Here is a 26,725-nt window from a genome sequence, read left to right as displayed (position 1 = left end):
CAAACGCAGACACCCCGGTTGCCCGGGGTGTCGTTCGTTGCGTGGATCAGAACCGGTAGTTCAGCGTCAGCCGCACGTTGCGCGGCTCGCCCCAGGTGTAGGTGCTGTACCAGCTGAAGATCGTGTAGTAATGCTTGTCCAGCAGGTTGTTGACGTTGAGCGTTGCCGACAGCTGGTCGTTGAACTGGTAACGCGCCATGGCATCGAGCAGCCAGTACGGTTCGGTACGATGGATCTGGCTTCCGCCAGTGGCCGGGTTGGTGATGGTGCCGAACGTGCTGCCCTGCCAGCGCGCGCCGCCGCCGATGCTCCAGCCGTCAGCCGCACCGGTGAGGCGGTAGCTGGTGTGCACGCTGAACTGATCTTCCGGTTCCAGCGTGGAGACCTTGGTGGACTGCTGCCGCGCGATCTTGTGCGCGTAGCCACCCTGGATCTGCCAGCCCGGCGCAAGCTGACCGGATACCTCCAGCTCATAGCCCTTGGTGCGCACCCCCATCAGGCCTTTATAGGCGATCCCGCCGCTCGGCGTCCTGCCGCCGGTCGGTTGCGCGTAGTTGTCCTGCTCCAGCTGGAATACCGCCGCACTGGCGTTGAGGCGACCGTCGTAGAACTCCGCCTTCAGGCCCGCTTCGTAGCTGCGCCCTTCCAACGGATCCAGCACCCGACCCTGTTCGTCCTGGTTGCCCTGCGGCTTGAAGATGGTGCTGTAGCTGGCGAACACCGAAAAATTGCGGTTGAGGTCGTACACCACGCCGGCGTACGGCACGACCACGCCGCTCTCGTCGGTGTCCGGGGATTTATAGTTGGCGATGCGGCTGCCGACGATCAGCTTGAGCGGATCGGCCAGGTCGAAACGGCCCACCACGTAGGCCCCACTCTCGCGGGTGACCTGGTTGTCACCGTAGCCCCACTGCCAGTCCGGCTCGGGCACATCACCGGTCCAGGCGTAGTAGTTGGCGACGTCACTCACGTAGCCCGGCTGCGGCGAGTAGCCGTTGTTGACCCAGCGTTTGCGCGACACGCTGCCACCGACCACCAGTTCATGCTGGCGGCCGAACCACTCGAACTTGCCGCTGACGTACAGATCGGCCGCGTTGCTGGTGGTCTTGCCGATGTACTGGCCCAGCCACATGCTCACGCCCTCACCGGTCACCGGATCCGGATTGCCACCGGCCGCCGCGCCCAGCGAGGCGTCATAGCCGTTGACCTGGTGGTTGAGCTGCAGCTTGGCGACCCAGTCATTGGCGAAGGTGTGCTCCAGCGTGGCGAAGCCGGTGCGGGCGTACTGGCCCCAGCGGCTCCAGCGCGCGCCGTTGTTGAACGAGCGCGGCATGTCGTTGAAGTTGCCTGCACTGTCCAGCAGGGGAATACCGCCCCAGCTGGAGCCTTCCGGATCGCTGTCCTGATAATCGGCACCGACGGTCAGCAGCGTGCTCTCGCCGAGGTCGGCTTCCAGAATGCCGTAGAACACCTCATTGCTGCGCTGGTAGTGGTCGACATTGGAATGCTTGTCCTGGTAGGCGCCGACCACGCGGCCGCGCACGCGGCCACTCTCAGTCAACGGCCCGCCGACATCGACTTCGGCGCGATAGCTGTCCCACGAACCGACACCCAGCGTGGCGCTGCCGGCCAGCTCCCGAGTAGGCTTCTTGCGCACCAGGTTGATGGTCGCGCCCGGGTCGCCCATGCCGGTCAGCAGCCCGGTGGCGCCCTTGAGCACTTCCACGCGATCGTAGATGGCCATGTCACTGAGCGTATTGCCGGCCGAGTACGCCGAATCGCGCGCCATCGGGATGCCGTCGTACTGGAAGTTCTGCACCGCGAAGCCGCGCGCGTAGTACTCGGTGCGCTCGCTGTCGTAAGTGACGATGCTCACGCCGGGCGTGACCTTCATGACGTCATCGATACCGTTGAGCCCGAAGTCGTTCATTTCCTGCCGGGTGATCACGCTGATCGACTGCGGGGTCTGGCGCGGGCTGAGCACCAGGCGGGTGGCCGTGGCGATCGTGCCGGGCGTATAGGAATCACTGCCTTCGGTCACGGTGCCGAGCTGGTTGGCGGTGACCTGCACGGTCTGCAGGGTCTGTGCGCCGTCCTTAACAGGTGTGTCATCCGCCGGCGCCTCTTCGGCCTGCACGGACGAGGCGGACAGGGCCAAGCCCAGCACGCAGGACATCGCCTGCATCAACGGGGAGAACGCGGGAACAGCACGACGGCGACCCGAGTGGATCAGGGCAACACGGAACGGAACGACGGACACGGCAATGCCTCCAGGCAGGAAGGGACTCCTCTGGCGGCGGCTGGAGGGAACGAATGGGCGGCATGATGCCGCATCCGGGGCTATAGCGAAAGGCTATCGCGGCAGGCAACCGGGTGGAGAGCCCTGCAGACAGGCGACGCTCCGGCTGCAGCCGGGGCGCCGCAGGTCATTGGCCGGTGGCGATCAGGTCAGGTGATCCGCCGGTCCGCTGACCGGATCAGCCACGCGGCACCGGCGCATCCGAGGCAATCAGCTTCTCCTGCTTGAGCTCGGCCCAGAAGGCCCCCGGCACCGCCACCGACATCGACGCGACGTTGGCCAGGACCTGTTCGGGCGTGCGCGCACCCGGAATGACCGCCGATACCACCTCGGGTGCATCGGCGAACTGCAGCGCCGCCGTGCGCAGGTCCACACCATGGCGATCGCAGATGGCCTGCACCCTGGCGCGCTTTTCCGGCGCCCAGGACGGCACCTTGCCGTCATAGAGATACCGGTCCCGCCCGGCCAGGTAGCCCGCCAACAGCGGCGACCCGACCACCACCGACGCGCCATGCGCGGCGATCTTCGGGAAGGTGTCATGCAAGGCCTGCTCGTGATCCAGCAGCGAGTACTGGCAGGCCAGCAGGAAGATGTCCGGGTCGGACTCGGCCACCGCACGCAGCGCCGGCTCGGGTCGATTGACGCCAAACCCCCAGGCTTTGATAAGCCCCTCCTCACGCATGCGCGTCAGCGCCGGCATCGCGCCTTTCGCGGCCTCTGCGAAACGCTGCTCCCATGGCATGCCGAGGTCTTTCTCGTTGTCCGGCGACAGATCATGAATGAAGACCACGTCCAGCTGCGACACCCCGAGCCGGTTGAGGCTGTCCTCCACCGAGCGCCGCGTGCCGTCAGCAGAGTAGTCGTAGCGGTAATGGAACGGCGACGGGTCCTTCCACATCACCTCCTGCAGCTCACCGGCGGTGGCCGTCAGCAGGCGACCGACCTTGGTCGACAGCGTGTACTCACGCGCGGGATGGTTGTGCAGATGGTGGCCATAACGGCGCTCGCTCAGGCCAAGCCCGTACCACGGCGACGTATCGAAACAGCGCACCCCGGCCGCATAGGCGGCGGCGAGGGTGGCTTCGCTCTGCGCATCGGTCGCGGCCGCGAAACCATTGCCGATCGCGACACCGCCCAGGCCCAGACGGGTCTGCGGACGATAGCGCCTGCCCTGCTGTGCGGGGTTGCCCGGCAAGGGCTTCGCCGAGGCCTGGCCGCGGGTGGGCAGGACACTGCCCGGCCCAGCCGACTGCGCCATCAACGGCGAGGCGGCGAACGCGGCGGTACCGGCGGCGGCAACGGAGAGGAAGTGGCGACGTGTGTTCACGGCGACTCCTGTTTCTGCGGGGGAAGCACACACCTTCGCAGAGGGGCGGTGCAGAGCATGCCTGTGGCGCGTCAAGGCGGCGGCAACAGTGCCCTTTCCCACCCTGCGGATGATCAGCCCTGCCCAGCGCCTGCGTTGAGAAGCAGCGTCTCGATCTCGCGGTAGCCGCGCTGGCGTGCATGCTGCAGTGGGCTCACGCCTTCACCGTCGGGCAGGTTCACGTCCGCACCTGCCGCGATGAGCTGACGGACGATCTCGACATGCCGTGGGCCGCCATCGGCGAGGATGATCGCCTCCAGCAGCGCGGTCCATTGCAGGTTGTTGACGTGATCCACCTCGACACCGGCTGCGATGAGCGTCGCCACGGTCTCCACATGCCCGCGTTCGGCCGCCGGAATGAGGGCGGTGCCACCGTAGCGGTTGGTGGTTTTCAGGTCGGCACCCGCCGCCAGCATTGCGCGCAGGATCTCGAGATGCCCGCGGGCACCGGCGTAGAGGTAGGGGCTGTCCTGGATCGCATCCTTGGCGTTGACGTCGGCACCGGCCTGGATCAGCGCAAGCGCGGCCTCTACGTGGTTGCGGTGGGTCGCGACCAGCAACGGGGTCGCCTTCGCCGCGCCGCGCGCATCCACCTGTGCACCTTGCCCCAGCAGCGTGCGCACCGCGCTGGCATCGCCCTTTTCCGCCGCACGATGCAGGCGCTCATCCAACGACGCCGCACTGAGCGGCATGACCATGCCCATCAGCATGCTCATGACCAACCAGCCACGCAGTGACCTCCGTCCCATCGACATGTTCCTGCTCCTTACACGGATGGCGCCCGGTGGGACGCCGCTGGACAACGACCGTAGCCGAGCCGCCGCGTCGGCACCAATGAAGATTGGGGATCGACTGCATGCGCCATCCAAATGCGTCGGCCGCAGCGCCGCCCGCCTGTTTCATGCGACGCTGCGCGCGACATTCGACACGGACGCACCTCACCATGCTGCATCACATTTCCTTGGGCGTGCGCGATCTTGCGCGTGCCGCCGCCTTCCACGATGCCGCGCTCGGTGCGCTGGGCATGCGCCGCGTCTTCGAAGACGACGAGGCCATCGGCTATGGCTATGTCGAGGACGAGGATCTGCTGTGCCTGAAGCTGCGGGCCGATGCGTCGCCGCCGGGCGCGGGATTCCACTTGGCGTTCGGCGCACCCTCGCGCCAGGCCGTGGACGCGTTCCATCGCAACGCACTGGCGGTTGGCGGCACCTGCAACGGGGCGCCGGGGCTGCGCGAGGACTATGGCGATCACTACTACGCCGCCTTCCTGATCGATCCGGATGGGCATCGGATCGAAGCGGTGTGCAAGTCGGTCGTTTGACCCGGATCGCACAAAGAAAAAGGCCTCCGTACTTGCGTACGAAGGCCTTTTCTACAACTGGCGGAGCGGGAGGGATTCGAACCCTCGATAGAGTTTTAAGCCCTATACTCCCTTAGCAGGGGAGCCCCTTCAGCCACTCGGGCACCGCTCCAGTGTTCTTGGTCCGCCGCTGCGATGAATCATCTCAGCGGGGGCGCGAATAATAACGTTTTCCGCGCCCTCAGGTAAAGCCTTAATCCGAAGAATTTTCACTTCCGGATGCATTCGGCTCATCACCGCGCTGGATCCGCTGGTAAATCTCTTCGCGGTGCACGGCCACGTCCTTCGGAGCGGTGATACCGATACGCACCTGGTTGCCCTTGACGCCGAGCACGGTCACGCTGACCGAGTCACCGATCATCAGGGTTTCGCCTACACGGCGAGTCAGGATCAACATTTGTTCAAGTCTCCAGGGGAACCGGTGGTGGCATTTCCCCACCGGCTTGGCGCCCCGGCAAGAGCGCCCCACGACAACGGGAAAAGATTCGCCATAGTACCGTCAGGCCTCCCGCCCCTTCAAGGAGCAGAAGGCCTCAGGCTGTTCAGATACGGGGGGTGACCCAGTCGACGACCGCGGCCAGTGCAGAAGCAAGGGCGGGCCCGTCCTCACCACCACCCTGGGCGAGGTCCGGGCGGCCGCCGCCCTTGCCCCCGATCTGACTGGCGATATGGGCCAACAGTTCCCCGGCCTTGACCTTGCCCATTGCGCTGCCGTTCACGCCCGCGACCAGGGCCGCCTTGCCGTCCTGGGTACCGGCCAGCACGATCACCGCATCGCCGAGCTGCTGCTTGAGGCGGTCGATCGCTTCACGCAGCGCCTTGGCATCGAAGCCTTCCAGGCGCGCGGCCAGGATCTTGATGCCGTTGACCTCGACGGCGGCACCACCGAGATCGGCAGTCGCACCGGCAGCCTGCTTGGCCTTCAGCGATTCCAGCTCACGCTCGAGCTTCTTCTGGCGCTCGCCCAGCTGACGGATCTTGTCGACCACGTCGCCGGCATTGCCGCCAAGCAGTGCAGCGGCTTCGCCCAGCTGCGCTTCTTCGTGGGCCACGTAATCCAACGCGCCCTGCCCGGTCACCGCTTCGATACGACGCACGCCCGAGGACACGCCGCCTTCGGAGGTGATCTTGAACAGGCCGATATCGCCAGTGCGCGACACATGCGTACCGCCACACAGTTCGGTGGAGTAATCGCCCATCTTCAGCACGCGCACGTGCTCGCCGTACTTCTCGCCGAACAGCGCCATCGCGCCGAAGTCGAGCGCTTCCTGCATGCCCATGTTGTGGACTTCAGCGGCGTTGTTGGCACGCACCTGCTCGTTGACCTTGCGTTCGATGATCGCCAGGTCCTCGGCGCTGATCGGCGCGAAGTGCGAGAAATCGAAGCGCAGGCGATCAGGCGCGACCAGCGAACCCTTCTGCTGCACGTGGGTGCCCAGCACTTCGCGCAGGGCGGCATGCAGCAGGTGGGTGGCCGAGTGGTTGAGGATGGTCGCGCCACGGCGCTGGCCATCGACCTGGCCGGACAGCACATCGCCGACCTTCAGGCTGCCCGCCGTGAGCTTGCCCACGTGGCCGTGGAACTGGCCCGCGAACTTCTGGGTGTCGCTGATGTCCACCTGCACGCCCGCGCCGGACAACGTGCCGTTGTCACCGACCTGGCCGCCGGACTCGGCGTAGAACGGGGTCTGGTTGGTCAGCACGATGACGTCATCGCCAGTCTGAGCGCTCTCCACCGGGCGGCCGTCCTTGAGGATGGCGACCACGGTGAGGTCGTCGGCCTGCAGGCGGTCATACCCGAGGAACACGGTCGGCTTGAGCGTGGCGACCAGATCGGCCGACAGGGTCACGCCGCCGCCGAACTTGCCGGCCGCGCGCGCGGTCTCGCGCTGGGTGTCCATCGCGGCGTTGAAGGCGACCATGTCCACCGTCATATCGCGTTCGCGGGCGATATCGGCCGTCAGATCGACCGGGAAGCCGTAGGTGTCGTACAGACGGAACGCATCCGCGCCCGGGATCACGCCGTTGCTCACCTTTGCGGCCACGTCGTCGAAAATCTTCATGCCCGAATCCAGCGTTTCCGCGAAACGCTCTTCTTCGGCCTGCAGGGCGCGCACAACCGTGTCGACCTGCGCCGGCAATTCCGGATAGGCCACGCCCATCTGCTCGACCAGCGTCGGCACCAGCTTGCTGAAGAACGGCTGGCGAACACCGAGCATCCAGCCATGGCGCAGGGCGCGGCGGATGATCCGGCGCAGCACGTAGCCGCGGCCTTCGTTGGATGGCAGTACGCCATCGACGATCAGGAACGAGCAGGCGCGGATGTGATCGGCGATCACGCGCAGCGACTTGTTCTCCAGATCGGCCATGCCGGTCAGTTCGCTGGCCTTGCGGATCAGCGCCTGGAACAGGTCGATTTCGTAATTGGTGTGGACGTGCTGCAGGATCGCGGCCAGACGCTCCAGGCCCATGCCGGTATCCACGCACGGCGCCGGCAGCGGCACCAGCGTGCCATCGGGCTGGCGGTCGAACTGCATGAAGACCAGGTTCCAGATCTCGATGAAGCGATCACCGTCTTCATCCGGCGAGCCCGGCGGACCACCGGCGATATGGTCGCCATGGTCATAGAAGATCTCGGTACACGGGCCGCACGGACCAGTCTCGGCCATCTGCCAGAAGTTGTCCGACGCGAACGGTGCCCCCTTGTTGTCGCCGATGCGCACGATCCGCTCTTCCGGAATGCCGATCATGTCGCGCCACAGCGCGTAGGCTTCGTCATCGGTCTGGTACACGGTGACCAGCAGGCGCTCGGCCGGCAGCTTCCAGACCTGGGTCAGCAGCTCCCAGGCCCAGGCGATGGCGTCCTTCTTGAAGTAATCGCCGAACGACCAGTTGCCCAGCATCTCGAAGAAGGTGTGGTGGCGCGCGGTGTAACCGACCTGGTCCAGATCGTTGTGCTTGCCACCGGCGCGCAGGCAGCGCTGGACGTCGGCCGCGCGCACGTAGCTGCGCTTCTCGGCGCCAAGGAACACGTCCTTGAACTGCACCATGCCGGAGTTGGTGAACAGCAGGGTCGGATCATTGCCCGGCACCAGCGGCGCCGACGGCACGATCGTGTGGCCTTTGCCCTTGAAGAACTCAAGGAAATCGCTGCGGATCTGGGAGGTAGTGAATTTGACGGATGCGTTCATGGGGGGCTGGCTTTGTGCGGGCCGGTCAGTCCCTGGCACGCAGCCCCAATGGCCGGGTGTCAATTGCAGGACCGCCGAAACCACAAAGGGTATCAGGCCCGGGCCGCTCAGTCCTCAGGGTCGTAACGGGTGGCCTGGCGGATGCTGTCGCCGGGGAACCCCCGGCGGGCCAGAAGATCGGCGGCTTTGCGCCGTGCAGGCAGTTCCTGCGGGCCGGCCTCGCCAAAACGGCGGCAGACCAGGTCGCGGGCGTTCTCGGTCCAATCGCCTTCGAAGGTATCCATGGCGGCAGCGATCTGGTCGCTGTCCAGGCCATGCGTGCCCAGTTCGGCGCGGATGTGGATCGGCCCATAGCCGGTGTTGGCCCGGATCCGGACCAGATTCTCGGCAAAGCGGGTGTCATCCTGCCAGCCGGCCTCGGCCAGCTTGCTGACCGCAGCTTCGGCGGCCTCGTTCTCGATGCCGCGGGCCTGCAGTTTGCGGGTCAGCTCTTTACGCGAGTGTTCGCGGCGCACCAGCAGCCCCAACGCCCGCTGGACCGGCGTCTGTTCCTGGACACGGCGCTTGCGCCGGGGTGCGGGGGCTTCGGAGTCTTGCATGGCAGCGGTCCATTACAGTGCGCCGTCCTTGGCGCCATCCCGTCGGGGATTCTTGAAACTGCAGGACAGGGCGAGCGTCACTGACGGCGCTGCCCTGCCCCGCAGGAAACTCACTCGGCGTCGTCTTCCGCCTCGTCGCCACCTTCACGCACGGCTTCTTCCGGCTGGAACTTCTCGCGCAGCTCGGCTTCCAGGCGCTGGGCAATCTGCGGGTTGTCGCGCAGGTAGCCGCGGGCGTTGTCCTTGCCCTGGCCGATGCGCTCTTCGCCGTAGCTGTACCAGGCGCCAGCCTTCTCGACCAGCTTGGCTTCCACGCCCATGTCGATCAGTTCGCCTTCGCGGCTGATGCCTTCGCCGTACAGGATCTCGGTGATGACCTGCTTGAACGGGGGCGCCAGCTTGTTCTTGACGACCTTGATCTTGGTCTGGTTACCGATGATCTCGTCGCCCTTCTTGATCGCGCCGATGCGGCGGATGTCCAGGCGGACCGAGGCGTAGAACTTCAGCGCGTTACCGCCGGTGGTCACTTCCGGGCTCTGGCCCGGCATCATGACGCCGATCTTGTGGCGCAGCTGGTTGATGAAGACCACCAGGGTGTTGGAGCGCTTGATGTTGCCGGTCAGCTTGCGCAGCGCCTGGCTCATCAGACGGGCCTGCAGGCCCGGCAGCTGGTCGCCCATTTCGCCTTCGATTTCGGCCTTGGGGGTCAGCGCGGCGACCGAGTCGACCACCACGATGTCCACCGAGCTGGAACGCACCAGCATGTCCGCGATTTCCAGCGCCTGCTCACCGGTATCGGGCTGCGAGAGCAGCAGGTCGTCCACGTTGACGCCCAGCTTGGCGGCGTAGATCGGATCCAGCGCGTGCTCGGCATCGATGAAGGCCGCAGTACCGCCCTTCTTCTGGCATTCGGCGATCGCCTGCAGGGTCAGGGTGGTCTTGCCCGAGGATTCCGGACCGTAGATCTCCACGACACGCCCCTTGGGCAGGCCACCGATACCGAGAGCGATATCCAGCATCAGCGAACCGGTGGGGATGACCTCGACCGCTTCGACGACGCGGTCGCCCATGCGCATCACGGCGCCCTTGCCGAACTGCTTTTCGATCTGGCTCAGCGCGGCGGTGAGGGCGCGCTTTTTGTTTTCGTCCATCGGAGTGGTCCTTGCAGAGGTCGTATCGGTGGAGGTGCTGTCTTTGGAAGTCTTCTTGGCCATGGGTTCACTTTAAGGCTGGCGTATCGCACGGGCTGAGATTCTGCCCGGCGTTCGGAAAAAAATTATCGGACATCCGTACCAACCTCAGCAAAACCAGAGATGTGCCACAAAAGACCGCGCGTGATTCAAGGGGGAACAGGGTCAGCGGTTGGGCCGCAGCAACCCGCAATAGAGGCCTTCGATGGCGAAGTCCTGGTCGGGCAGCACTTCGATCGGCTTGTAATCGGGGTTGCGCGGCAGCAGGCGGATCCGGTCCTTGCCCATCTTCAGCAGCTTGACCGTGATCTCGTCATCGATGCGGGCCACCACGATCTGGCCGGAGCGGGCGTCGCGGGTGCGATGCACACCGATCAGGTCGCCGTCGAAGATGCCCTCGTCGATCATCGAGTCGCCCTGCACTTTCAGCAGGTAGTCCGGCGCGGGCGAGAAGAACACCCGGTCGAGCACCACGAAGTCGTCCGAGCCGATATCCGCGCCGATCGGCAGGCCGGCCGCGACCCGGCCCAGCACCGGCAGGCGCAGGACGTGGTCCGGCAGCGCCGAGGCGGGCAGCGATCCGGGCAGGCCGTTCTGCAGCGCCGGTGCCTGGACCAGCCGGATGCCGCGGGCCTGGCCCGGGATGCGACGGATCGCCCCGGCCTGCTCCAGCGCTTCCAGATGGTACTGGGCTGCGCGGACGCCCTTGAAGCCGAACGCACGGGCGATTTCCGTCTGCGACGGCGGTGCGCCATCGGTCTCTATACGCTCGGCGATCAACTGCAGGATCGCCTGCTGGGTATCGGTCAGGTCCATGGTTAGTAGTATTACTACTAACGATGCGGGCACGCAAGTGCCCGCAGAGGAAGAGCAGATAGAAGAAGGGTGGTCCACGCCCGACCGAAGCCGTCAGCAATGCTTGTAGCCACCGACCGTTGGTCGGTGACCGCGCGCAGCGCGGCAATGCCTGACGGCGCGGGCGTATGTCGCTTGCGGCCATCTCTCCGGCGTTTAGCCTCTGCCATCTCTTGGGTCAGGCATTCGTGGGGGCCGGATGAGGGGCAGCCACGCATGGCGTGGCTCTACCGGTGGAAGCGGTGACGGACCGGAGCAGACACGCATGGCGTGGCTCTACCCGTGGCAGCGGTGACGGGCCGGTCAGGAAGGAGCGTCCGACCAACGGTCGGACCTACACGGGATCCCCCGCTTGAGCGGGAGATTCCGGGGATCCTTCGGATCCCAGCGGTAAGAACCCTACGGGTTCTTGCCGCTGCGCCAGATCGAAAACAGGATCCACACGCCACAGAAGCCGGCACCGATGAAGCCGGCCACACCTAGCGCGAGCAGCCAGCGGCTGGAGATGCCACCGACGCTGTGCATGACGATCGAGGAGCCGATGATCAGCGCGGCGGTCACGATGCCCATCACCAGCCGGTTGGCGGCGCGGTTGACCTGGTCGCCGAAGCCCTGCAGCGCGGTGGTTTCGATCTTGAGCTGGAGCCGGCCGCGGCGCGCCATCTGCAGCAGCCTACGCACGTCGCGCGGCAGGTCGCCGACCAGATCCATCACCCCGACCAGGCTGCGCTTGCCGCGCTTGAGCATCGCGCCGGGCGAGTAGCGCTGCCACATCACCCGCTCCAGATACGGACGCGCGGCACTGGCCATGTCGAACTGCGGGTCGAGCTGGCGGCCCATGCCTTCCAGGGTGAGGAAGGTCTTGATCATCAGCGCCAGATCGGCCGGCAGGGTCAGCGCGTACTGGCGCAGCAGCTGGGTGATGTTGCCCAGCATCAGGCCCATGTGCAGGTCTTTCAGCGGCACCCCGCGGTACTGGTCCACGAAGGTGCTGATGTCCTGCTGCAGCCGCGACTCGTCCACCTCCACGCCACCGGCCCAGTCCAGCAGCACGTCGGCCACCTGCTCCGGCTCCTGGGTGACCAGACCATGCAGGAGCTGGGCGACCTGGAAACGGCGCTGCTCGGAGATCGCCCCGACCATGCCGAAATCGATCACGCCGATGCGGCCGTCACGCAGGTAGATGATATTGCCGGGGTGCGGATCGGCGTGGAAGCAGCCGTCCTCCAGCACCATCTTCAGCACGATGCGCGCGCCGGTGCGGGCCAGCCGCACGCGGTCAAGACCGGCCGCATCGACACCGGTCAGATCACGGCCGGGAATGCCGTCGACGAAGTCCTGCACGTTGAGGCTTTCGCACGTCCACTGCCAGTGCACGTTGGGAATCAGGATGTCGTCGCGGCCCTGGAAGTTGCGCGCGATGCGCTCTGCGTTGCGGCATTCGGCGGCAAAATCCAACTCCCGACGCAGTGACACCTGGAACTGCTGTACCACCTCGGCCGGGCGGTAGCGCTGCATGTCGGGCAAGCGCGCTTCGACGATTTCAGCCAGCCGCGCCAGCAGCCGCAGGTCGGCTTCGATTACCTCGCGGATGCCCGGACGACGGATCTTCAGCACCACGGCGGTGCCGTCATGCAGCGTTGCGCGATGCGCCTGTGCCAGCGAGGCGGCGGCCATGGGCGTTTCATCGAGCCACGCGAACACCTCGGTCGCCGGTGCGCCCAGATCGCGTTCGAGCTGATCACGCACCTGTGCGTAGGGCAGCGCAGGCACGGCATTCTGCAGTTCGGAGAACTCGGCGATCCAATCCGGCGGGAAAAGATCCACACGGGTGGCCAGCACCTGGCCCAGTTTGACGAAGGTGGGGCCCAGGTCTTCCATCGCCCGGCGCACGCGCACCGGCGCGGTCATCCGCAGCATCTGCTGGGTGTCGTTCCAGTGCAGCAGCCGACCGGCACGCTCGAGCACATCGGCCAGGCCGATCCGGCGCACGAGGTCGCCGAAGCCATAGCGGATCAGGACCGACGCGATTTCCTGCAATCGCCCCAGGTCACGCACGGTACCCAGCGTTTCCCACATCGGCCCACTCTCCTGTCAGCACACCCGGTCAGGATGTCACAACAGCGGGAAGATTCCCGTCAGCGCCTGCTGCACGGTCTGCCGCCGTATGGCTTCGCGGTCGCCATCGAACTGGAACAGCTGCGCACGGGCATAGCCGCCCCGCCCCTTCCAGCCGATCCACACGCTGCCCACCGGCTTGTCCTCGCTGCCACCGCCCGGCCCGGCAATGCCGGTTACCGCCACGGCGATGCCGGCGCCGGAATTGATCAGCGCACCGGAGACCATTTCCAGCACGGTCTCGCGGCTGACCGCGCCGAACTGTTCCAGCGTCTGTGCGCGCACGCCGAGCAGGCGTTGTTTGGCTTCGTAGCTGTAGACCACCATGCCGCAATCGAAGAACGCCGAGGAGCCGGCGATATCCGTCATCGCCTTGGCGATCCAGCCGCCACTGCAGCTTTCGGCGGTCACCAGCTGCAGTGAGGCCTGCTGCAGGCGCTGGCCCACGTCACTGGCAAGGGCGCCCAGCTCGGCGTCGGAAGGAACGGTCATGGGGAATCCTGGATCAACGGGGGGACGAACGCCCCCCTGTTTTAGCCGAAATCGTGGCTGATGTCGTGTATTGCCGGCACACCCCTCACCACTCCGGAAGCTTCTCCGGCAGCATCGCGCGGATCGGTTCCCCGCCCTCGCCGGCCGCCAGCTTCTCGGCCTCGGCGATCGGGATCTCGACCTGCAGCAGCCAGCCGTCTTCGTCGGTGGCTTCACTGCGCACGACCTCCAGCTGATGCAGGCGCGAACGCAGGCGACCGGCACTCGGCGGCAGCCGCAGCTCGCCACTGACGTGCTGCAGTCCCAGGCGCTTGCCCAGGACGGACTGCAGCAGCGGCAGGCCGACATTGTCGCGGGCGGAAATCCAGACCCGCTCGCGGCGCGCGCTGTCCGGGATGCCGTCCTGGCCATCGTGACGTACTTCGGCCCCGTCGATGCGGTCGATCTTGTTGAACACCAGCAACTGCGGCAGATCACCCGCGCCGATGGCGGTCAGCACTTCATCCACCTGTGCGATGCGCTCCTCACGGTGCGGATCGGCAGCATCGACCAGATGCAGCAGGAAGTCCGCTTCGCGGGCTTCGGACAACGTCGAACGGAACGCGGCCACCAGATCATGCGGCAGGTCGCGGACGAAGCCGACGGTGTCAGCGAGCACGACGCTGCCGCCCGGCAGTGCGATGCGGCGCACGGTCGGGTCCAGCGTGGCGAACAACTGGTCCGCGGCATAGGCCTCGGCGCCGGTCAACGCATTGAACAGCGTCGACTTGCCGGCGTTGGTATAGCCCACCAGCGCCACGCGTGGCAGCTCGCTGCGCAGGCGGGCACGGCGCATCTGGGTGCGCTGCACTTCCACCTTTTCCAGCTTCTTCTGCAGCTGCTCGACCCGCTTCTGCAGCAGGCGGCGATCGGTTTCCAGCTGGGTTTCACCCGGGCCGCGCAGGCCGATGGAACCGCCGCGCTGGCGCTCCAGATGGGTCCAGCCGCGGATCAGCCGCGTGGACATGTGGCGCAGCTGCGCCAGCTCCACCTGCAGCTTGCCTTCGTGGCTGCGCGCACGCTGGGCGAAGATGTCCAGGATCAGCCCGGTACGGTCGATCACGCGCCGCTCCAGGAACCGCTCCAGGTTGCGCTCCTGCCCCGGCGACAGCGCGTGGTTGACCAGGATGAGGTCGGCGCCGGTGGCATCGGCCGCCGCCTTGACCTCATCCAGCTTGCCGCTGCCGATCAGGATCGACGGATTGGGCCGATCGATGCGCGCGGTCAGCGTGGCCGCGATGCTGGCCCCGGCGGAGCGGGCCAGATCGGTGAACTCTTCAAGCACGTCATCTTCGAGCCGGCCGGCATGCGGCTGGATCAGGAGTGCGTGTTCGCCTCGCTTGGAACGGTCAAACACGCAGTTCTCCAGAATTTTTCACGCAGTCACTCAACGTCGTCATCACCTTGGACGCCATCGGCGCCATCATTGGATTGCACATAACCACCTCCGGGCCCGACCTTCACGTTGCGCGCCGGCACCACGGTCGAGATAGCGTGCTTGTACACCATCTGGCTCACCGTATTACGCAGCAGCACCACGAACTGGTCGAACGATTCAATCGTTCCCTGCAGCTTGATGCCATTGACCAGATACACCGACACCGGCACACGTTCGCGCCGAAGTGCATTCAGAAACGGATCCTGCAGCGATTGCCCCTTGGACATTGCACACTCCTCATTATTGTTTTTATGGTTTTCCGGCAGTTGCCACGGCCCCCGCCGCCCGCCGGAACCCTTGATGGTACACGGGGTGGGCGGGTGAAGGCGTGGACTCAGCGTGCGACGAAGGTCGACACCGCATCCGCCAGGGAAGCCCTGTCTAGATGGGGATCGAACCAGCGCGCATCAAGCTCCCCGCGCAGCCAGGTCAGCTGGCGCTTGGCGAGCTGGCGGGTGGCCTGGATGCCGCGCTCACGGAAGGCCTCGGCCGTGCCCTGCCCGTCCAGATACTCCCAGGCCTGCCGGTAACCCACCGCCCGCACGGCCGGCAGATCCAGCGGCGCGGCCACCTCGGCCATCGCCGGCAGGGCCCGCAGCGTGCGGACTTCGTCAAGGAACCCGTGGGCCAGCATCGTGTCGAAACGGGTTTCGATGCGCTGGTGCAGCACCGTGCGCTCGCGCGGCGCGAGGATCACTTTGAGCGCCCGTACCGGCAGCCGGTCCACGCCGGGCAGCTTCTGCCATTCGCTGATCGGGGTGCCGGTCAGCCGATGGACTTCCAGCGCCCGCTGGATGCGCTGCGGGTCGGTTCCGTGAATGCGCTTCGCCGCTGCCGGATCGATGCCGGCCAGTTGGGCATGCATCGCCGCCCAGCCCTGCTCGGCCGCCTCGGCGGCAATCCGTGCGCGCACCGCCGGATCGGCTTCGGGCATCGGCGACAGGCCCTGCAGCAGGGCGCGGAAATACAACCCGGTACCACCGGCCAGAATGGGCGTGCGACCGCGCGCGATGATGCCGCGCACAGCCCGTGCCGCGTCGCTGGCGAACTCCGCCGCCGAATAGGTCTGCCACGGGTCGCGCACATCGAGCAGATGGTGCGGCGCCTGCGCGCGCTCGGCCGCATCGGGCTTGGCCGAGCCGATATCCAGCCCGCGGTAGACCAGGGCCGAATCGACGCTGACGATTTCGCCGTCGAGCTGCTGGGCCAGCGCGATCGCGGTGGCGGTCTTGCCCGAGGCGGTCGGGCCCATCACCGCGATCGCCAGCGGGCGCTGATCGACGGCCATCAGTCCTCGTCCGGCCAGCGCGGCATCGCCGGGGCCGCCGACACCCGCGGCATCGGCACGGCATCGACCGCGGCCCACACCTTCAAGGCGTCGACCGTGGCGGCGACATCGTGCACGCGCAGCAACATCGCACCACGCTGTGCGGCGATCAGGTGCGCGGCGACGGAACCCGCCACGCGATCGCGCGGCTGCTCACGGCCGGTCAGTTCACCGATGCTGCGCTTGCGCGACAGGCCGGCCAGCATCGGCACGCCCAGCTCGAGGAAGCGGTCCGAGCGTGCGAGCAGGATCATGTTGTGTTCGGTGGTCTTGCCGAACCCGAAGCCCAGATCGATGATCAGGTGCTTCTTGGCAACGCCGGCCATCTCGGCCTGGAACATGCGCTCGGTGAGGAAGCGATGCACCTCGGCGACCACGTCATCGTAGTGCGGGGTGTCCTGCATGCTGCCGGGCTCGCCCTGCATGTGCATCAGCACCACCGGCACGCCGAGGTCGGCAGCGGCGTCCAGCGCACCGGGCCGGCGCAGCGCCTGGATGTCATTGATCAGGCCGGCACCGGCGGCGACAGCGGCACGCATCACCTCGGGCTTGAAGGTGTCGATGCTGATCGGCACGGTGGTTTCGCGTGCCAGGCGCTCGATCACCGGGATGACCCGGCGCAGTTCTTCGTCCAGCGGCACCGGCGCACTGCCAGGCCGGGTCGACTCGCCGCCGATGTCGAGCAGGTCGGCACCCTCGGCTACCAGCTGCAGGCCGTGTGCGACCGCGGCCTCGACGCTGTCGTGGTCACCGCCGTCGGAGAACGAATCCGGGGTGACATTGACGATGCCCATGACCCGCGGGCGATCCAGCCGCAGCAGGCGGCCGCCGCAATCGAGCTGGGGGGAGATATCGAACATGGGCAGATCCACGAAGTACGCCAGCGCGTAGTTTACGCTGGCGCACCGGACCGGCCGTCAGAGGTCGCCGAGGCGGGCCCCATCGACCGGCTTGGCCAGCCAGATCGCCAGATCGTTGCCGATCGCGTTGACGGTGCGTTCAAGCACGTCGCAGGAGCCCTTGAAGCCGGCAAACGCGCCACCGCGCGACACGCGGCGTGCGGTGACCGTGGCCACCTGCTGGCCGTTCTCGAACAGCACGCCGCGCACGGCGGCCGACTTGAAGTGGCCGGTGAACGCATTGCCTGCGCTCTGCGCCTCCACCAGCTCCAGCTTCAACGCGTGTCCACTGCCGGTGTTCACCGGATCACTGCCGAAGACGATGGTGTTGCCATGGGCCGGGGCGCTCTTGCCCAGCGCGGTCGCCAGCTGCGCGCCCATCCGGCACTCGGCCTTGATGTTCTCGGCGATGATCGCCGATTCATTGAACGGCACTGGATCCTGCACGTGGATCTCGGCCGCCATGACCGGCGTGGCACAGCACAGCAGCGCAGCAACGGCTGCGCGCATCGAATGACGCATGAAAATCCCCCTGGAAAGTGTGGCGGCCGATCCCCCGGCCATGCCCCACCGCAGCATGCGGCGCGGGCAAGCGCATCGTGCCCATTGCCGGCCGCGCGCGCAAGCACTCAGCGCTGGCGGCGCTTGCGCTCCACGTAGACGGTCTTGGCGATGCTCATCAGCACGCCGACCGCGATGCCGATGCCGGCGCCGAGCAGGAAGTTGTCGCGGGTCAGGCCGATGGCCACGCCAACGATCGTGGCGATCACCATTTCGGTGGTGTGCGAGACCGGCGGCGGTGGGGGTGCGGACATGGCGACTCCAGAACAGGAACGAAAACGGAGCGTCATTATGACCTGCCGGAAACGACGAAGGCCGGGTTTCCCCGGCCTTCGTCACTTACGTGGGCAACACTCAGATCTGCTCGGCGGGACCGGCGATCGGCGACACGGGACGGGCATCGCCGCCCTTGTCGTTGTTGTTGCCGCCATCCTTGTTGCTGGCGGACTTGTCCCAGCCCATCGGCGGCGGCGGATCGCGGCCTTCCATCACGGCGTTGATCTGCGGCGCATCGATGGTCTCGTACTGCAGCAGCAGCTGGGACATCGTGTGCAGCTTGTCCAGGTTGGCGGTCAGCAGCTCGGTGGTACGGGCATAGGCCTTGTCCAGGATGCTGCGGACCACTTCATCGATGCGGCGGGCAGTGTCGTCGGACACGCTCTTGTGCTGCGTCACCGAACGACCGAGGAACACTTCATCGTCCTCTTCGCCGTAGGCGATCGGGCCGAGCTCGTCGGACAGGCCCCACTTGGTGACCATGTTGCGGGCCATCTTGGTGGCGCGCTCAATGTCGTTGGAGGCACCCGTGGTGACCTTGTCGGTGCCGAAGATCAGCTCTTCGGCAACACGGCCGCCGTACAGCGAGCACAGCTGCGATTCGATCGCCACGCGGTTCATCGAGTACTTGTCGCCTTCCGGCAGGTACATCGTCACGCCCAGCGCACGGCCGCGCGGAATGATGGTGACCTTGTAGACCGGATCGTGCTCGGGCACCAGGCGACCGACGATGGCGTGACCGGCTTCGTGATACGCGGTGAGCGTCTTTTCTTCTTCGCTCATCGCCATCGAACGGCGCTCGGCACCCATCAGGATCTTGTCGCGGGCACGATCGAAGTGGTCCATGCGGACTTCCTTCTCACCGCCACGCGCCGCGAACAGCGCCGCTTCGTTGGCCAGGTTGGCCAGGTCCGCACCGGAGAAACCCGGGGTACCGCGCGCGATCACCATCGGCTCGACATCGTCGGCCAGCGGCAGCTTGCGCATGTGCACCTTGAGGATCTGCTCGCGGCCCTTGACGTCCGGCAGGCCGACCACGACCTGGCGGTCGAAACGGCCCGGGCGCAGCAGCGCCGGATCGAGCACGTCCGGACGGTTGGTCGCAGCGATGACGATCACGCCCTCGCCTCCCTCGAAACCATCCATTTCGACCAGCAGCTGGTTCAGGGTCTGCTCGCGCTCGTCATGACCGCCGCCGAGACCGGCGCCACGGTGGCGACCGACGGCGTCGATTTCATCGATGAAGATGATGCACGGCGCCTGCTTCTTGGCCTGCTCGAACATGTCGCGCACGCGGCTTGCGCCAACGCCGACGAACATTTCCACGAAGTCCGAACCGGAGATCGAGAAGAACGGGACCTTGGCTTCACCGGCGATCGCACGGGCCAGCAGGGTCTTGCCGGTACCCGGCGGGCCGACCATCAGCACACCGCGGGGGATCTTGCCGCCCAGCTTGGTGAACTTGGTCGGATCGCGCAGGAAGTCGACCAGCTCGCCGACTTCTTCCTTGGCTTCGTCGCAGCCGGCGACGTCGGCGAAGGTGACCTTGATCTGGTCCTCGCCCTGCAGCTTGGCGCGCGACTTGCCGAAGGACATCGCGCCCTTGGCACCGCCGCCACCGCCCTGCATCTGGCGCATGATGAAGATCCAGAAGCCGATGATCAGGATCACCGGGAGGAAGTTCATCAGGATCGCACCCAGCGAGATGCCGCTGGAAGGCGGCGCCTGCTCGAATTCCACTTTCTTGCCGCGCAGCACATTGATCAGGTCGCGATCGTAGGGCGCGGTGATGGTGCTGGTCTGGCCGCTGCGGGTGGTGTAGGTCACATCATTGGCACCGCCGCGCATTTCGCCCAGCACTACTTTCTGGATGTTGCCGCTGTCCACCTGGTCCAGGAACTGCGAGTACGTCGCCCCCTGCGCGCCGGCTCCGCTGCTCTTTGGCGAGAAGCTCTGGAAGACCACCATCAGCACGACGGCGACGACCACCCATAGCAGGAGGTTCTTGGTCAAGTCGTTCATCCTCATTGGCTCCGGTGTTCCTCTAATTCCTGACGCGATTCGTATGGTTGAGCTTACTTGATCTGCGCGCGTTTTCCCTGCCCCAAGGCGTACACCTCGGGCGAGCGCTTGCGGGACGCTTCAGGCTTGCGGATCACCACTTTGTCGTACCGGCGGCGCATTTCGCGCACGTAGTCGTCAAAGCCCACGCCCTGGAACAGCTTGATCAGGAACGCGCCACCGGGCTTGAGATGGTTGTCGGCAAAATCCAACGCCAACTCCGCCAGGTGCATCATCCGCGGTTGGTCCACCGCGTCCATTCCACTCTTATTGGGGGCCATATCCGAGAGCACAAGGTCTACCGGCTGATCCCCCACCATGGCTTCGAACTCCGATAGGACGGCTTGCTCCCTGAAGTCACCGTGAAGGAACTCCACGCCGGCCAGCGGCGGCATCTCCAGGATGTCCAGGGCCAGCACCCGGCCGGTATCCCCGATCTGGCGGCGGACCTGCTGGGACCAGCCGCCCGGGGCGGCGCCCAGGTCGACCACGACCATGTGCGGCTTCAGCAGCCGATCACGCTGCAGCAACTCCTCCAGCTTGTAGGCCGCGCGCGAGCGCATGCCCTCGGCCTGGGCCTTCTTCACGAAGGGGTCGGCGAAGTGCTCTTTCAACCAGCGTTGACTGCTTTTGCTACGGGTTGCCATTGAGATGCGGGTCGGATGGGGAGGTCATGATACCCTGATCGCCCCAGTTAACCGCTTGTTCCTGAATGGCTATCGCCCTGACTTCTTCCCAAACCCGTTTCCTCCGCGGCCACGCGCATGATCTGAAAGCCCTGCTCCAGATCGGCGGCAAGGGGGTGACACCGGCCTTCCTGGCTGAACTGGAAGAGGTGCTGGAGCGCCACGAGCTGATCAAGGTCAAGGTTGCCGCCGAAGACCGCGACGCCCGTGACGCCCTGATCGCCGAGCTGGTCAGTGCCAGCGAGAGCGCGCTGGTGCAGCGTATCGGCCACGTGGCCGTGCTGTACCGCCCGAGCAAGGAACAGCGCCAGATCGTCCTGCCGCGCGGCTGATCCCGGAACGCCCATGCAGCTGAGCCACGAAATCCCCGACTACGCCTACGCCCTGCGTGCCGCCGATGGCCGCAGCGCGAAGGTGAATGACCGGACCCTGGCCGCCAGTTTCATCCTGGCCCCGGACACGCTGATCGAAGCCTGGCCGGTGGCCGATATCGCCCAGCTGACCCCGGAAGACCTGCAGCCGGTGCTGGCGCTGAATCCGGCGCTGGTGGTGCTGGGCACGGGCGACACCCAGGTGTTCCCGCCGGCGGCGGTCATGGCCGCGTGCCTGACCCGCGGGATCGGCCTGGAAGTAATGAACAACCCGGCGGCCGCGCGGACCTTCAACATCCTCGCCAGCGAGGGTCGCAAGGTGGCGGCGGCGTTCATCCTGAAGGGGTGAGATCCGGATTTCCGTTCAGAAAAGGCCGCCCTTGAGGCGGCCTTTTTCGTTCTTACTTCGGCGGCAGGTACAGCAGCGGGTCGACCGGCTTGCCGTTGTAGCGGATCTCGAAGTGCAGCATGTCGCGTGCGGCGCCGGTGCGGCCCATCTCCGCGATCTGCTCGCCGGCCTTCACGCTCTGGCCTTCATTGACCAGGCGCTTGCGGTTGTGGCCATACGCCGACAACCACTGGTCGCTGTGCTTGATGATGATCAACTCACCGAAACCGACCAGGCCGGCACCGGAATACACCACCACGCCAGCGGCCGTCGCGCGCACCGGCTGGCCACTGGTGCCGGCGATGTCCACGCCCTGCTTGGTCGCCTCACCGGCGACGAAACGGCCGACGATCGCGCCGTCCGCGGGCCAGCGCCAGCTGATGTTGCTCTTGATCGCCGTGGTCGGCGACGGGGTTGCGGCCGGCGCGGTGCTGCCCGGGCGCGGCGCGGTGACCACGGTGGTCGGCGCGCGGGCCGGGCTGCCACCACTGCCGCCCGGGAACAGCCGCAGCGACTGCCCCGGATAGATCGTGTACGGCTCGGCCAGCCCGTTCCACGCGGCCAGATCGCGCGGGGTGATGTTGTGGATGCGCGCGAGTGCATACAACGTGTCGCCACGACGGACGACAGCGGTCTGGCCGGGCTTGGCCACCGAGGTCTGCGGGGTGCTGTGGGCCACACTGCCGCCCGAGCCCGAAGGCCGCACCACGGTGGCGGTGCCACAGGCGCTCAGCGCCGACACCACCAGCAGCAGCGCGCCGGTGCGCACTCCCTTGCTCAAACGATCAGCACTCATGCGAACTTCGCTCTCCATACAAGCCAGGCCACCAGCACGACCACCAGCGCGGTCGCGATCCAGCCCAGCGGTTCAATCCAACGGCGCAGCGCAGCTTCCGCGCGCGGCCCGCCAATACGAATGACCGCCGCCAGCACGTACACGCGCTTGCCACGGCCGATCAACATGCTCAGGAAATACTGCGGCAACGGCACGCCGACGATACCCGATGCCCATGTGAAGACCTTCATCGGGATCGGCATGAAGCCGCCCAGCACCAGGAAGGTGAACACCGCCCACGGCGACTCGGCCATTTTGGCCTGCACGATGGCGATGCCGCCTTCGATGCTGCCCAGCATGCCCAGCGCGGCAAATACCGGCTTGAGCGCTTCGAAGGCGAAATGGCCCAGCGCATAACCCACCAGCGCACCGGCCATCGAGCCGGTCAGACTGAGGGTGGCGAACCACCAGCCGCGTTTGGGCTGGGCAACGCACATCGGCGCCAGCATCACCTCGGGCATTACCGGGAAGATGATCGCCTCGATGAAACTCAAGACGGTGAGATAGGTCGGGGCGCGCTCGTGCGCGGCCCACTTCATTGCCCGCTCGTACAGCGGACCAAAAATCTTCATGACGCAACGCTCCTTGGAATCAGTCCAGCATGCCAGACAGCAACGGCACGAACGTGACCGGTGCCAATACCTGCTGTTCAACACTGCCGTCTTCGCGACGGGTCAACTGGATCAGCGACTGCGCCCCGGGGCCACCGACCGGGGCGACCAGGCGGCCGCCGACGGCGAGCTGTTCGACCAGCGCATCGACCAGCGCCGGTGCGGCCGCGGTCACCACGATCGCATCGTAAGGACCGTGCTCGGCCCAGCCGACACGCCCATCGTCATGCTTGCTGCGGATGTTCATGCCCAACGCGCGGAAGCGCTTGCGCGCCTGGCGCAGCAGATCGCCGATGCGCTCGACCGTGTAGACCTCCAGCCCGATCGCGCCCAGCACGGCGGCCTGGTAACCCGAGCCGGTGCCCACTTCCAGCACCGTCTTCGGCGCGGACTGCAGCACTGCTTCGGTCATGCGCGCCACCACCCACGGTTGCGAAATGGTCTGGCCGTGGCCGATCGGCAGCGCGGTGTCTTCATAAGCGCGCGAGGCCAGCGCTTCATCGATGAACAGATGACGCGGCACCACACGGATCGCATTGAGGGTGGCTTCGTCGGTGATGCCGGCGTCGCGCAGGCGGTCGACCAGACGATCGCGGACACGCTGGGAGGTCATGCCGATACCGACCGCTTCGGGCTGCAGGCGCAGGCGTGGGCTCATGCCGGTCGATCCAGTGCGGCGGTCAGCCCCCCGACCCAGCTGGCCACCTTCTCCAGCGCCTGGTAGCGGGTGAGGTCGACCTGGATCGGGGTGATCGAGATGTAGCCGTTGCGCACGGCATGGAAATCCGTGCCGGGGCCCGAATCCTGCTCGCGCCCGGCAGGGCCTATCCAGAACACCTGGTTGCCGCGCGGGTCGCGCTGGGCGATGCAGCCTTCGGCGCGATGCCGGTTGCCCAGGCGGGTCACTTCAAAACCACGCACCTCGCTCCACGGCAGGTCCGGCACGTTGACGTTGAGGATGGTGTCGGCGGGCAGCGGATCGGCTTTGAGGCGGGTCACGATCTCGACCGCGGCGCGCGCGGCGGTCTCGAAATGGCGCGGCTCGTGGTTGTGCGTCACCAGTGACATGGCCACCGCCGGCAGCCCGAGGAAACGCCCCTCCATCGCCGCCGAAACGGTGCCGGAATAGATGACGTCGTCGCCGAGGTTGGCCGCATTGTTGATGCCCGACACCACCATGTCCGGCTCGTACTCGAGCATGCCGGTCAAGGCCAGATGCACGCAGTCGGTGGGCGTGCCGGCCACCGAGCAGGTGTAGTGGTCGATGCGCTTCATGCGGATCGGCAGGTCCAGAGTCAGCGAATTGCTGGCACCGGACCGATCACGATCCGGCGCGACCACGGTCACTTCATGACCAGCGTCACGCAATACCGTGGCGAGCATCTTGATGCCCGGCGCATCGACACCGTCGTCGTTGCTGACCAGAATCCGCATCTGCGATTTAACCGCTTGATTTTTCAAGACTTCGATTCCATCACTTCCCACTGTTGGCGGCGGTGGCCCTGCCCCTTCCGGGGAATGACGACCGCGCAAGTGCGTCAGCTATTGTGCCGCAAGCGGACAGATCGTCCTACCCCGATAACGGTAGGCATCGCCCCTCCTGCCCATTAGGCTGTACGCATGTCACATCCTGAAGACGAAGATCCCGCTGCCCTGTTCCGGGCCGCAATCGGCGAGGTCACGCCCCTGCGCAAGGTGGTCACCCCGCCGCCGGCCACGCCGCGGCCGAAGCCGCGCGCGCGGATGGCCGAGCAGGATGAACAGGAGGCGCGCGGGGAGTTCGCCCGGCTGCTGCGCGACAGCAGCCCTCTGGAGGCTGGCGATACGGCGAGCTACCGGCGTGAGAATCTGCCGCCGCGGATGTTCCAGCGGCTCAAGCGCGGCCAGTATTCCGTGCAGGACGAACTGGACCTGCATGGTGCAACCGTGGCCCAGGCCGAGGCGCTGGTCCGGCAGTTCCTGGTGGAAGCGCATGCCCATGAGTACGGTTGCGTGCGCATCATCCACGGCAAGGGGCTGCAGTCCGATGGCGGCGCACCGGTGTTGAAGAATCTGGTCGATCGCTTGCTGCGCCTGCGCAACGATGTGCTGGCGTTTCATTCCGCGCCCGCCGGCCAAGGCGGGACGGGCGCGGTGCTGGTGCTGCTGGCGAACCGGTAGCGCCACCCGCACACCCGCATGGCGTGGCTCTATGCCTCCGGTGCGGCCTGGCTGGCGTCGTCCACCGGACCCAGCTCGTGCAGCACCGCCGTGGCATAGCAGCCCGGCGGCAGCGCGAAGCTCAGTTCCAGCACGTCCGGGGCCAGCCACTGGTGCTGCAGCATGGCCGGACGCAGACGCAGCGCGCGCCGTTCCTGCTTCAGGCGGGCGCTTTCCAGGCCGGCACGCAGTGCAAGCGACTGTTCATCGGCGACGGCGCCCAGCTCCAGCTCCGCGGCGGCACCGGTGCTGCGCAGCTCACCCTCGCCCCACAACGGGCCGCTGGGGTGGATGTCGAAGCGACCGAGGCGATCGGCCAGCAGATCGGTCCACGGCTCCGGGCCGAAGACACTGCGGCTGCCATCGAGCATCCAGACCTCGCCGTCCAGCGGGGTGTCCCAGTTGCCCTGCTCCACGCGCGCCGCCAGCACCTGGTTGAACAGTGCAGAGCGCGCGGCCGAGAGCAGCAGCGAGCGCTGATCGGGCCGCATGCGGCGGCCACCGAACATCGCCAGTGCGGCCGGTACGTTGCCACCATCGCGACCGAAGCGCTGCTCACCGAACCAGTTCGGCAGGCCGCGCGAGGCGATATGGGACAGGCGCTCTTCGATGGCCGCGGCATCGCCGCGCACATCGCGCAGCACCAGCTTGAAGCGGTTGCCAGCCAGCGCACCGCGCTGCAGCTTGCGGTTGTGCCAGGTCGACTCGACCACCTCGATCTCATCCGAGGCCAGCAGCGCCGGATCCGGCGCCACGCGCTTGGGCAGGTGCACGCTGAAGCGCTGCGTGGTGACCGCGTGGCGATCCTTCATGCCCGCGTAGCTGACCGCCATGTCCGGCAGGCCGGCCCACTTGGCCAGCACCTTGGCCACGTGCACCGTGTTCGCCCCGCGCTTGCGGATCGTCAACAGCAGGTGCTCGCCCTCGCCGCTCGGCTCGAACGCCGGCAGTTCGTCGACCTGGAAATCCTCGGGCGTGGTGCGGATCTTCGCGCTGAGCAGCGGCGCACCGAACGCCAGCGGCAACGGGATCACAGGGCCACCAACAGCACGCTGGCCTGGGCGGCGATGCCCTCGCTGCGGCCGGTGAAGCCCAGCTTCTCGGACGTGGTGGCCTTCACGCTCACGCAGTCCAACGCAATGCCGAGCACGCCAGCGATGCGCTCACGCATGGCCAGCGCGTGCGGACCGACCTTGGGCCGCTCGCAGATCACGGTGATGTCGGTATTGCCGACCTGCCAGCCGCGCTCGCGCAGCAGCCCGTTGCAATGATCCAGCAGGTGCGCGCTGTCCGCGCCCTTCCAGCGCATGTCGGTCGGCGGGAAATGCACGCCGATGTCGCCCAGTGCCAGCGCACCGAGCATCGCATCGCACAGCGCATGCAGGATCACATCGCCGTCGCTGTGCGCAAGCACGCCGCAGCTGTGCGCGACGCGGATACCGCCGAGCATGATGTGGTCGCCCTCGCCGAAGGCATGGACGTCGTAGCCCTGTCCGATGCGGAAGGGAGGAAACTGGGGCGTGGTCATTGCAAGAACCTGCGGTTGGGTGCGGTGCGTGCGGAC

The 26,725-nt window shown here is 66.5% G+C and carries 28 protein-coding genes and 1 tRNA gene; 4 read left to right on the top strand and 25 right to left on the bottom strand.

Going from position 1 to position 26,725, the window contains the following annotated elements:
- Window positions 1-46 precede the first annotated feature (46 nt).
- The 3 genes from EDF74_RS04220 to EDF74_RS04210 form a co-directional block, all read right to left on the bottom strand.
- A complete protein-coding gene (locus EDF74_RS04220) occupies window positions 47-2,185 on the bottom strand; it encodes a TonB-dependent siderophore receptor (protein WP_260232224.1) in 2,139 nt (712 codons plus the stop codon).
- A 292-nt stretch (window positions 2,186-2,477) separates the two neighbouring features.
- Complete coding sequence (locus EDF74_RS04215) at window positions 2,478-3,626, bottom strand: aldo/keto reductase (RefSeq protein WP_184997062.1); 1,149 nt, start codon at window positions 3,624-3,626, stop codon at window positions 2,478-2,480.
- Between the two features lie 113 nt (window positions 3,627-3,739).
- On the bottom strand, window positions 3,740-4,420 hold the full coding sequence (locus EDF74_RS04210; protein WP_260232179.1) for an ankyrin repeat domain-containing protein: 681 nt from the start codon (window positions 4,418-4,420) through the stop codon (window positions 3,740-3,742).
- Window positions 4,421-4,608: 188 nt separating this feature from the next.
- Between EDF74_RS04210 and EDF74_RS04205 the strand changes: the two genes are divergently transcribed.
- The gene (locus EDF74_RS04205; RefSeq protein ID WP_123728920.1) at window positions 4,609-4,986 is read left to right on the top strand and encodes a VOC family protein; all 378 of its coding nucleotides are present in this window, start codon (window positions 4,609-4,611) and stop codon (window positions 4,984-4,986) included.
- A 58-nt stretch (window positions 4,987-5,044) separates the two neighbouring features.
- Here EDF74_RS04205 and EDF74_RS04200 read toward each other — a convergent pair.
- The 16 genes from EDF74_RS04200 to rlmE all read right to left on the bottom strand — a co-directional run bounded on the left by EDF74_RS04200 (window position 5,045) and on the right by rlmE (window position 20,718).
- Window positions 5,045-5,137: transfer RNA gene (locus EDF74_RS04200), tRNA-Ser, on the bottom strand.
- A gap of 81 nt (window positions 5,138-5,218) precedes the next feature.
- Complete coding sequence (gene csrA, locus EDF74_RS04195) at window positions 5,219-5,422, bottom strand: carbon storage regulator CsrA (RefSeq protein ID WP_019183311.1); 204 nt, start codon at window positions 5,420-5,422, stop codon at window positions 5,219-5,221.
- Window positions 5,423-5,567: 145 nt separating this feature from the next.
- Window positions 5,568-8,216 (bottom strand): alanine--tRNA ligase, encoded by a 2,649-nt coding sequence (gene alaS, locus EDF74_RS04190; RefSeq protein WP_123728919.1) that lies wholly within the window; start codon window positions 8,214-8,216, stop codon window positions 5,568-5,570.
- A gap of 107 nt (window positions 8,217-8,323) precedes the next feature.
- On the bottom strand, window positions 8,324-8,815 hold the full coding sequence (recX, locus tag EDF74_RS04185; protein WP_123728918.1) for a recombination regulator RecX: 492 nt from the start codon (window positions 8,813-8,815) through the stop codon (window positions 8,324-8,326).
- 110 nt (window positions 8,816-8,925) lie between these two features.
- The gene (recA, locus tag EDF74_RS04180; protein ID WP_123728917.1) at window positions 8,926-9,966 is read right to left on the bottom strand and encodes a recombinase RecA; all 1,041 of its coding nucleotides are present in this window, start codon (window positions 9,964-9,966) and stop codon (window positions 8,926-8,928) included.
- Window positions 9,967-10,170: 204 nt separating this feature from the next.
- Window positions 10,171-10,821, bottom strand: a complete 651-nt coding sequence (gene lexA / locus EDF74_RS04175) for a transcriptional repressor LexA (RefSeq protein ID WP_123728916.1) — start codon at window positions 10,819-10,821, stop codon at window positions 10,171-10,173.
- Between the two features lie 438 nt (window positions 10,822-11,259).
- On the bottom strand, window positions 11,260-12,939 hold the full coding sequence (gene ubiB, locus EDF74_RS04170) for a 2-polyprenylphenol 6-hydroxylase (protein ID WP_123728915.1): 1,680 nt from the start codon (window positions 12,937-12,939) through the stop codon (window positions 11,260-11,262).
- Between the two features lie 36 nt (window positions 12,940-12,975).
- Window positions 12,976-13,470, bottom strand: coding sequence for a CinA family protein (locus tag EDF74_RS04165; protein WP_019183317.1), 495 nt, complete (start codon window positions 13,468-13,470; stop codon window positions 12,976-12,978).
- Window positions 13,471-13,555: 85 nt separating this feature from the next.
- A complete protein-coding gene (gene hflX / locus EDF74_RS04160) occupies window positions 13,556-14,866 on the bottom strand; it encodes a ribosome rescue GTPase HflX (RefSeq protein WP_123728914.1) in 1,311 nt (436 codons plus the stop codon).
- Window positions 14,867-14,892: 26 nt separating this feature from the next.
- The gene (hfq, locus tag EDF74_RS04155) at window positions 14,893-15,174 is read right to left on the bottom strand and encodes an RNA chaperone Hfq (protein ID WP_123728913.1); all 282 of its coding nucleotides are present in this window, start codon (window positions 15,172-15,174) and stop codon (window positions 14,893-14,895) included.
- 107 nt (window positions 15,175-15,281) lie between these two features.
- Window positions 15,282-16,235, bottom strand: coding sequence for a tRNA (adenosine(37)-N6)-dimethylallyltransferase MiaA (gene miaA / locus EDF74_RS04150; protein ID WP_123729706.1), 954 nt, complete (start codon window positions 16,233-16,235; stop codon window positions 15,282-15,284).
- Window positions 16,235-17,134, bottom strand: coding sequence for a dihydropteroate synthase (gene folP, locus EDF74_RS04145; protein WP_123728912.1), 900 nt, complete (start codon window positions 17,132-17,134; stop codon window positions 16,235-16,237). Before folP ends, miaA begins: the two co-directional genes overlap by 1 nt.
- A gap of 57 nt (window positions 17,135-17,191) precedes the next feature.
- The gene (locus EDF74_RS04140) at window positions 17,192-17,695 is read right to left on the bottom strand and encodes a hypothetical protein (protein WP_148045910.1); all 504 of its coding nucleotides are present in this window, start codon (window positions 17,693-17,695) and stop codon (window positions 17,192-17,194) included.
- A 107-nt stretch (window positions 17,696-17,802) separates the two neighbouring features.
- The gene (locus EDF74_RS04135) at window positions 17,803-17,988 is read right to left on the bottom strand and encodes a hypothetical protein (RefSeq protein ID WP_123728910.1); all 186 of its coding nucleotides are present in this window, start codon (window positions 17,986-17,988) and stop codon (window positions 17,803-17,805) included.
- A 100-nt stretch (window positions 17,989-18,088) separates the two neighbouring features.
- The gene (ftsH, locus tag EDF74_RS04130) at window positions 18,089-20,032 is read right to left on the bottom strand and encodes an ATP-dependent zinc metalloprotease FtsH (RefSeq protein ID WP_184997060.1); all 1,944 of its coding nucleotides are present in this window, start codon (window positions 20,030-20,032) and stop codon (window positions 18,089-18,091) included.
- Window positions 20,033-20,085: 53 nt separating this feature from the next.
- The gene (gene rlmE, locus EDF74_RS04125) at window positions 20,086-20,718 is read right to left on the bottom strand and encodes a 23S rRNA (uridine(2552)-2'-O)-methyltransferase RlmE (RefSeq protein WP_123728908.1); all 633 of its coding nucleotides are present in this window, start codon (window positions 20,716-20,718) and stop codon (window positions 20,086-20,088) included.
- A gap of 65 nt (window positions 20,719-20,783) precedes the next feature.
- On the opposite strand from rlmE, the gene yhbY reads away from it, so the two are divergent.
- Window positions 20,784-21,089 carry a ribosome assembly RNA-binding protein YhbY gene (yhbY, locus tag EDF74_RS04120; protein ID WP_123728907.1) on the top strand — a complete coding sequence of 102 codons (306 nt, stop codon included), beginning with the start codon at window positions 20,784-20,786 and terminating at the stop codon, window positions 21,087-21,089.
- A gap of 13 nt (window positions 21,090-21,102) precedes the next feature.
- Window positions 21,103-21,477 carry an Mth938-like domain-containing protein gene (locus EDF74_RS04115; RefSeq protein ID WP_123728906.1) on the top strand — a complete coding sequence of 125 codons (375 nt, stop codon included), beginning with the start codon at window positions 21,103-21,105 and terminating at the stop codon, window positions 21,475-21,477.
- Window positions 21,478-21,529: 52 nt separating this feature from the next.
- On the opposite strand, the gene EDF74_RS04110 is transcribed toward EDF74_RS04115, so the two are convergent.
- The 4 genes from EDF74_RS04110 to surE are packed head-to-tail and all read right to left on the bottom strand — an operon-like array spanning window position 21,530 to window position 24,396.
- The gene (locus tag EDF74_RS04110) at window positions 21,530-22,312 is read right to left on the bottom strand and encodes a peptidoglycan DD-metalloendopeptidase family protein (RefSeq protein ID WP_123728905.1); all 783 of its coding nucleotides are present in this window, start codon (window positions 22,310-22,312) and stop codon (window positions 21,530-21,532) included.
- Window positions 22,309-22,923 (bottom strand): YqaA family protein, encoded by a 615-nt coding sequence (locus tag EDF74_RS04105; protein ID WP_123728904.1) that lies wholly within the window; start codon window positions 22,921-22,923, stop codon window positions 22,309-22,311. The genes EDF74_RS04110 and EDF74_RS04105 overlap by 4 nt, the downstream gene beginning before the upstream one ends.
- A 19-nt stretch (window positions 22,924-22,942) precedes the next feature.
- Window positions 22,943-23,620 carry a protein-L-isoaspartate(D-aspartate) O-methyltransferase gene (locus EDF74_RS04100; RefSeq protein WP_123728903.1) on the bottom strand — a complete coding sequence of 226 codons (678 nt, stop codon included), beginning with the start codon at window positions 23,618-23,620 and terminating at the stop codon, window positions 22,943-22,945.
- Window positions 23,617-24,396 carry a 5'/3'-nucleotidase SurE gene (surE, locus tag EDF74_RS04095; protein WP_123728902.1) on the bottom strand — a complete coding sequence of 260 codons (780 nt, stop codon included), beginning with the start codon at window positions 24,394-24,396 and terminating at the stop codon, window positions 23,617-23,619. Before surE ends, EDF74_RS04100 begins: the two co-directional genes overlap by 4 nt.
- 186 nt (window positions 24,397-24,582) lie before the next feature.
- Between surE and EDF74_RS04090 the strand changes: the two genes are divergently transcribed.
- Complete coding sequence (locus tag EDF74_RS04090; RefSeq protein WP_123728901.1) at window positions 24,583-25,122, top strand: Smr/MutS family protein; 540 nt, start codon at window positions 24,583-24,585, stop codon at window positions 25,120-25,122.
- 29 nt (window positions 25,123-25,151) lie between these two features.
- Here the strand turns inward: EDF74_RS04090 and truD are convergent, their stop codons facing one another.
- On the bottom strand, window positions 25,152-26,195 hold the full coding sequence (gene truD, locus EDF74_RS04085; RefSeq protein ID WP_123728900.1) for a tRNA pseudouridine(13) synthase TruD: 1,044 nt from the start codon (window positions 26,193-26,195) through the stop codon (window positions 25,152-25,154).
- Window positions 26,192-26,689 carry a 2-C-methyl-D-erythritol 2,4-cyclodiphosphate synthase gene (gene ispF, locus EDF74_RS04080; RefSeq protein WP_123728899.1) on the bottom strand — a complete coding sequence of 166 codons (498 nt, stop codon included), beginning with the start codon at window positions 26,687-26,689 and terminating at the stop codon, window positions 26,192-26,194. The genes truD and ispF overlap by 4 nt, the downstream gene beginning before the upstream one ends.
- Window positions 26,690-26,725: the final 36 nt, after the last annotated feature.

The organism is Stenotrophomonas rhizophila (assembly GCF_003751305.1).
In the GTDB taxonomy this organism is placed as follows: Bacteria; Pseudomonadota; Gammaproteobacteria; order Xanthomonadales; family Xanthomonadaceae; genus Stenotrophomonas; species Stenotrophomonas rhizophila_B.
The sequence above is the reverse complement of the archived record's forward strand: the minus strand, read 5'-3'. Positions and strand labels throughout refer to the sequence as shown.